Annotated in this window: 2 protein-coding genes; both read right to left on the bottom strand. The window is 77.5% G+C overall.

Going from position 1 to position 1,049, the window contains the following annotated elements; translation table 11 throughout:
* Positions 1 to 211: 211 nt before the first annotated feature.
* On the bottom strand, positions 212 to 673 hold the full coding sequence (locus WDV06_RS36930; RefSeq protein WP_395514167.1) for a nuclear transport factor 2 family protein: 462 nt from the start codon (positions 671 to 673) through the stop codon (positions 212 to 214).
* Positions 674 to 742: 69 nt separating this feature from the next.
* Entirely contained in the window at positions 743 to 919 is a 177-nt protein-coding gene (locus WDV06_RS36925; protein ID WP_395514166.1) for a hypothetical protein, read from the bottom strand.
* Between the last annotated feature and the right edge of the window lie 130 nt (positions 920 to 1,049).

Genomic DNA, 1,049 nt, shown 5'->3' with positions numbered 1-1,049 from the left:
CCACCACCGGGCCCGCCGGCCCGGCCCGCCGCTGCGGCCCGGGCGGCTCCGGCCGCCGCGCCCGCGGCGCCTGCTCAGCCCGTTCAGCCCGTTCAGCCCGTTCAGCCCGTTCAGTCGGTTCACCCCGCTCAGCTCCGTGACCATGACGTGCCTCCGCCTCCAGTGTGGGACCGCATCCGGCGGGCCGCGCCCGCACGCTCCGGGCCGCCGTTCAGGCCCGCATGTGGCGCCACTTCTCGTGCACGGTCACCCCGGTCAGCCGCCAGCCCTCGGCGGTGCGGGCGAGCGTGAAGGTGTAGCGCCCGGCGGCGACGAAGTTGGGGGCGGTGCCCCGGTCGCCGTCGCCCGCCAGGCGCATCGGGTTCAGGAAGTCGGCCAGGACCCGCGCGCCGTCCCCGGGGGAGCCGTCCCGGTCCTCCAGCAGGATCCGCCGGTTGACGACGAGGTGCTGGCGCACCGGGAACAGCCGCATGGTCTCCGCGAGCCAGTCGGCCACCTCCCCGGCCGGTCCCTCGACCCCGCCCGCCGAGCTGTAGTCGGCCCGGCCGGCGGGGGTGAACAGGGCGCGGTAGGCCGCCCAGTCACCGTCGTCGACGGCGGCCGCGTACTCCGAGACCACCTCGTCGACCGCCAGCCGGTCCATCACCGTCGCCAGGTCCACACGCTGCGTCATCGGGTCAGTGTGCGGCCGGCGGCCCACGAGGCCAAGGGGCGTGCGGTGACCGGACCTTCCCGGTGCCGCTCAGTGGCCGGAACGCACCTCCCGCTGTCGGACCACGACCAGGAACGCGTCACTGGCCAGGTCCATCACCACCTCCGCCGGCACGCCCTCGCGCATCCGCTGGGCCGCGTACTCCTCCGCGGGCCAGCTGCCCCGCGGACTCCCGGCCGGAAAACGTTCCAGTACCACCCGACGCATGGGACACCCCCTGCTGCTCGCCGTTCAGGTTCACCGGGGGCCCCCCCCCCCGCGGCGGGGGGGGGGGGCGCGGCGGCGGGGGCGGCGGGGGGGGGGGGGGGCGCGCGCGGGGCGGGGGGGGGGGGGGGGG

The organism is Streptomyces racemochromogenes, from assembly GCF_044129415.1.
Lineage (GTDB): Bacteria > Actinomycetota > Actinomycetes > Streptomycetales > Streptomycetaceae > Streptomyces > Streptomyces racemochromogenes_A.
This window is presented reverse-complemented; position numbering and strand designations above follow the sequence as displayed.

Bases quoted from the DNA above. Each gene is read 5' to 3' on its own strand.
- WDV06_RS36925 (WP_395514166.1), bottom strand. From the start codon at position 919: ATGCGTCGGGTGGTACTGGAACGTTTTCCGGCCGGGAGTCCGCGGGGC.
- WDV06_RS36930 (WP_395514167.1), bottom strand. From the start codon at position 673: ATGACGCAGCGTGTGGACCTGGCGACGGTGATGGACCGGCTGGCGGTC.